The organism is Streptomyces sp. NPDC002536 (genome assembly GCF_053594995.1).
In genome coordinates this window covers 1-3936 of sequence record NZ_JBSFWU010000217.1, presented here as the reverse complement: position 1 = coordinate 3936, position 3936 = coordinate 1, and the positions used below count along the sequence as shown (strand labels likewise).

General features: G+C 74.6%; 4 protein-coding genes and 2 pseudogenes. 4 read left to right on the top strand and 2 right to left on the bottom strand.

Translation table 11 applies throughout. The annotated features are described in order from the left end of the window. Positions 1-62 (top strand): annotated as a pseudogene (locus ACWD4B_RS35395) (TetR family transcriptional regulator); the annotation flags it as partial. A gap of 31 nt (positions 63-93) precedes the next feature. On the opposite strand, the pseudogene ACWD4B_RS35390 reads toward ACWD4B_RS35395, so the two are convergent. Beyond that, positions 94-261 (bottom strand): annotated as a pseudogene (locus ACWD4B_RS35390) (AraC family transcriptional regulator); the annotation flags it as partial. A gap of 208 nt (positions 262-469) precedes the next feature. On the opposite strand from ACWD4B_RS35390, the gene ACWD4B_RS35385 reads away from it, so the two are divergent. Both ACWD4B_RS35385 and ACWD4B_RS35380 read left to right on the top strand, forming a co-directional pair. Continuing rightward, positions 470-1135, top strand: a complete 666-nt coding sequence (locus ACWD4B_RS35385; protein WP_451424620.1) for a DJ-1/PfpI family protein — start codon at positions 470-472, stop codon at positions 1133-1135. Positions 1136-1149: 14 nt separating this feature from the next. Continuing rightward, positions 1150-1614, top strand: coding sequence for a hypothetical protein (locus ACWD4B_RS35380; protein WP_451424619.1), 465 nt, complete (start codon positions 1150-1152; stop codon positions 1612-1614). A 34-nt stretch (positions 1615-1648) separates the two neighbouring features. Here ACWD4B_RS35380 and ACWD4B_RS35375 read toward each other — a convergent pair whose 3' ends face one another. Further along, positions 1649-2614 carry a GlxA family transcriptional regulator gene (locus ACWD4B_RS35375; RefSeq protein WP_451424621.1) on the bottom strand — a complete coding sequence of 322 codons (966 nt, stop codon included), beginning with the start codon at positions 2612-2614 and terminating at the stop codon, positions 1649-1651. 133 nt (positions 2615-2747) lie between these two features. On the opposite strand from ACWD4B_RS35375, the gene ACWD4B_RS35370 reads away from it, so the two are divergent. Next, on the top strand, positions 2748-3845 hold the full coding sequence (locus ACWD4B_RS35370) for a PP2C family protein-serine/threonine phosphatase (RefSeq protein WP_451424618.1): 1098 nt from the start codon (positions 2748-2750) through the stop codon (positions 3843-3845). Positions 3846-3936 lie beyond the last annotated feature (91 nt).

Below are 3936 nucleotides of genomic sequence, written 5' to 3'. Positions count from 1 at the left end.
GGGCCGGGGTCGGTGCGGGGACGGTGTATCGCCATTTCCCGTCCAAAGAAGCCCTGTTCAGGGCCACGGTGACGGACCGGGTGCGGCTTTTCACGCGCGCAGGGCGAACGCCCCGGCGTCGACCTCCTCGTGCGGCGCGCAGACGCGCACCCGGTAGGCGGCCCGGCCGTCGGGCAGCCGGGTCCGGCCGAACACCTCGACGGGGGTGGACAGGTCGAAGCCGATGACTCCGTCCAGCGCGAGAACGGCAACGGTGTGCATGGCCGTACAGTACGCGCCCGCCGGGCGCCGAAGGATGGCGCGGGTGCGGTGCGCACCGTCCTCACCTGCGGATTCCCCTCGTTCCGGCTGTGGCGAGAATCCGTTGAAGCCTGGCATTCCTGCCACTGTCCGCCCTCCCCGGCCCCCCGTTAGCGTCGGGCCCGGCGCCCCGCCCGGGGCCGCCGAGGCGTGAAAGGACTGATGCCGGATGCTCGCCCAGGTCGTACTCTTCGACGGCTTCGACCCCCTGGACGTCGTCGCACCCTACGAGGTGCTGCAGGCCGGGAGCCTGGCGACCGAGGGCGCGCTGCGCGTGGAACTGGTCTCCGCGGAAGGCGCACGCGAGGTGCCGAGCGCCTTCGGGACCCTGTCCCTGCGGGCCTCCGCCGCGCTCGACCCCGAGCGCGCGGACCTGGTCGTGGTGCCGGGGGCTGCGGGCCGGATGACGCAGGATCCGGCAGCACCGGACGACGGCGCCCCCTCCCTCCCCGCCGTCCTCACCCGCGCCCTGAGCACGCCGCTGCCCGCGCTGATCGAGTCCGCCCTCGACAGGCCCGGTTCGACCGTGGCCACCGTGTGCGGGGGCTCCCTGCTGCTGGCGATGGCGGGGCTGCTGAAGGGGCGCCCTGCCGTGACCCACCACCAGGCCATGGAGCACCTCGCGGCCTGCGGAGCCGTGGCGGTGGACGCCCGGGTCGTCGACGACGGCGACCTCGTGAGCGGCGCCGGGGTCACCTCCGGCCTGGACGTCGGGCTGCACCTGCTGGAGCGCGAGTTCGGGCCGCGGGTGGCCCACGCCGTCGAGCAGTTGCTCTCCCACGAGCGGCGGGGCATCGTGTGGCGCGCCACCGGGCTCGTGCCCGCAGCGTTCTGAGGGCGGTTGCCGTCGTGAACGCGTTCCTGCTCTCCGTCCACGTGCTGGCCGCGATCATCGCCGTCGGCCCGGTGACCGTGGCGGCCAGTATGTTCCCCGCGGCCGTCCGGCACGCCGCGGCCGCGCCGGAGGACGGGCGGGCCCTGACCGCCGTCCGGACGCTGCACCGGATCTGCCGGGTCTATGCCGTCGTCGGCGTCGCCGTGCCGGTCTTCGGGTTCGCCACCGCGAAGAACATGCAGGTGCTGGGCGACACCTGGCTGATCGTCTCCATGACGCTGACGGCGGTGGCGGCCGTCGTCCTGGGGGCCCTGGTGCTGCCGGGGCAGGGCGCCGTGGTGGCCCGGCTGGAGAGCGGGGCCGCTCCGCTCTCCGCACAGCCGGCCCGACTCGCCCTGTACGCCGGGCTGTTCAACCTGCTGTGGGCCGCCGTCACCGTCCTGATGATCGTCCGGCCCGGTTCCACGACGGGCGTCTGACCGGGCGTCCGGACGGCCGCCCCCGGCAGGGCCGTCACCCCCGGCGGAAGCGGTCGCGGTAGGCGGCCGGCGACACCCCCGTCTCCCGGGAGAACGCCCGGCGCATCGTCTCGACCGTGCCGAAGCCGCACCGGCTCGCGATCACGTCGACGCCCTCCACCGACCGCTCCAGCATGGACCGCGCGGCCGCCACCCGGGCCCGTTCCACATAGGCCCCGGGGCTGGTGCCGACGGCCTGGCTGAACAGCCGGCTGAAGTGGCGGCGGCTCATGCCCAGCCGGGCGGCCATCGCGGGGACGGACAGGTCGCCCGACGGATCGGAGTCGATGCCCAGGACGAGGTCCCGCAGGGCTCCGGACCGCAGCAGCTCGCCGCGGGTCCGGCTGCCGAACTGGGACTGCCCGCCGGGGCGCTGCATGAAGACCACCAGGAACTTGGCGACCGAACAGGCCAGTTCGGCGCCGTGGTCGTCCTCCACGAGCGCGAGGGCGAGGTCGATGCCCGCGGTGACGCCCGCGGAAGTGGCCAGCGCCCCGTCCCGGACGAAGAAGGCGTCGGGCTCCACCGCCACCGCCGGGTAGGAGGCGGCCAGTTCGGCGCAGAAGGCCCAGTGCGTCGTGGCGCGGCGCCCGTCGAGCAGCCCCGCCGCGGCCAGCACGAAGGCGCCCGTGCACACCGAACCGGTGCGCCGGGCACCCGTCGAGAGCCGCTGCACGTGCCGCAGCAGGTCGCCGTCCCCGACCGCGTCGGCGTACCCCCAGCCCCCGGCGACCATCAGGGTGTCCGGGGGCTTGCGCACCTTCATCAGGTCGGTGGAGACGGCCAGATCGAGGCCGGCGGAGGTGCGGACGGCCCCTCCTCCCACCGAGGCCAGACGCACCCGGTAACCGGCGCCGGCCGCCCGCGCGGCCCGGTCGAAGACGTCCAAAGGCCCTGCGACGTCCAGCATTTGCACGCCGTCGTAGACGACGAGCAGGACGTCGTGTGCGTCGCGCGTCATCACCTTGCCGCTCACGTCGGCCATGGTGGGTCAGCCGCCGGTCCGGCCGCAGTCGAAGCGATACCTATACACCTTTATGGAGTAATGTCCGCGCTTGCGCCGGAACGCGCCGACCCTAGGGTGGGCAGCAGCCATGAAACCGGAACCACGCCGCGGCGGAGCGGCCGAGGCGCCGCCACTCCCCCTCCCGGCCCGCACACTCGTCGCCGCGGCCTGGGCGCTGCTGGCCGTCGGCGTGGTGACGGACCTCGCCAGCAACCCCGAGGCCACCATCTCCCCCGCGCTCGCCACCGCCCCGGTGCTCGCCGGGATCGGCACCCGGCGCGCCCGGGTACCCCTGATGGCCGGAGCCATGGCCATGGTGTGCGTGACCGCGCTCGCCAAGGCCGACCCGGGCGTGCCGTTCGCCGTCCACCTGACCTCCGGGGTCACGGTGCTGGCCGTCACCTGCATGAGCACCGCCAACGTCGTGCTCGTCGCGACGCGGGAGCGCGAGCTGCTGCAGTCGCGGTCGGTGGCCGAGGCCGCACAGCTCGCGCTGCTGCGCCCGGCCCCGGAACGGACGGGCCGGCTGCGGGTGGCGGTGCGCTATCTGGCGGCCGCGGCGGACGCCCGGGTGGGCGGGGACCTGTACGAGGTGCTGGCGACCCCGTTCGGCACCCGGCTGATCGTCGGCGACGTCCGGGGCAAGGGGCTCGCGGCCGTCGAGACGGCGTCCGACGTGCTGGGCTCGTTCCGGGAGGCGGCGCAGGTCGAGCCGGATCTCGCGGTGGTGGCGCAGCGGCTGGACGCCACCGTGCAGCGGCGCGGTGCGGGCGAGGAGTTCGTGACGGCGGCCCTGGTGGGGGTGGCGGATTCCGGGAACCTCGCGGAGCTGGTCGACTGCGGGCACCTGCCCCCGCTGCTGCTGCACGCGGGGACGGTGACGCCGATCGAGCCGGCGCTGCCCGAATCCGATCCTCCGCTGGGCCTGTGCGACCTGACCGGGAGCGAGTACCACCGCCGGGAGTTCGTCCTCGTCCGCGGCGCCACCCTGCTGCTGTACACGGACGGGGCGACGGAGGCGAGGGATGCGACCGGCCGTTTCTACCCGCTGGAGGAGCGGGTGGCCGGAATGCCGGAGTCGTCCCCCGAGGCACTGCTGGACCGGCTGGTGGCGGATCTGCTCGCCTGGTCGGGCGGCGAACTGTCCGACGACGCGGCGCTGCTGGCGTTCCGCCGGGAGAAGTAATCGCGCGGAACCGCGCCCCGTCAGGGGCGCGGGGAACTGCGCGACAAGCCACCGACGGCCTGCAGCCGACGCACCACCCTGGGGGTCCGGG

Excerpts from the sequence above, each read along its gene's own strand:
- ACWD4B_RS35385 (WP_451424620.1), top strand. The coding sequence starts at position 470 with ATGCTCGCCCAGGTCGTACTCTTCGACGGCTTCGACCCCCTGGACGTC.
- ACWD4B_RS35375 (WP_451424621.1), bottom strand. The coding sequence starts at position 2,614 with ATGACGCGCGACGCACACGACGTCCTGCTCGTCGTCTACGACGGCGTG.
- ACWD4B_RS35370 (WP_451424618.1), top strand. The coding sequence starts at position 2,748 with ATGAAACCGGAACCACGCCGCGGCGGAGCGGCCGAGGCGCCGCCACTC.